The sequence below is a fragment of the Acidovorax sp. sic0104 genome, from assembly GCF_019219095.1.
GTDB lineage: Bacteria > Pseudomonadota > Gammaproteobacteria > Burkholderiales > Burkholderiaceae_C > Acidovorax.
The window spans coordinates 1-305 of the sequence record NZ_JAHUWH010000062.1 but is presented as its reverse complement, the minus strand read 5'-3'; the positions used below and the strand labels follow the sequence as shown (position 1 = coordinate 305).

The following is a 305-nucleotide window of genomic DNA, read 5'->3' as shown; positions in this document are numbered from 1 at the left end:
ATTGGGCCGTGCCTGCGCTGTTGGCGCCGCCCGAGCCGTATTCACCCAGCAGGGTGCCGTCTTCGCCGTACACGTAGCTCCAGCCGAGCTTTTCTGCATCGCTGGTGGCCGGGCTCCAGAGTTTGGAGAGGAAGGCCTTGAACTGTTCGATGAAGCCGGGCTGTTCGGTCTGCCCACCTTCATCGTCATCGGCCAGCAGGTTGGCCAGGGTCTTGGTGCTGGCGGGCTTGGCCGCTGCGCTGCTGTACAGCGGCTCGGTCTTGAACACGCGCTGGCCCAGGCCGTTGTGGGCGTATTTGGTCTGG

1 protein-coding gene is annotated in these 305 nt (G+C 64.6%); it reads right to left on the bottom strand.

Annotated features, from left to right (window positions below):
- A partial coding sequence (locus tag KW835_RS26675; protein ID WP_218387761.1) for a hypothetical protein occupies window positions 1-305 on the bottom strand: 305 nt, incomplete at both ends.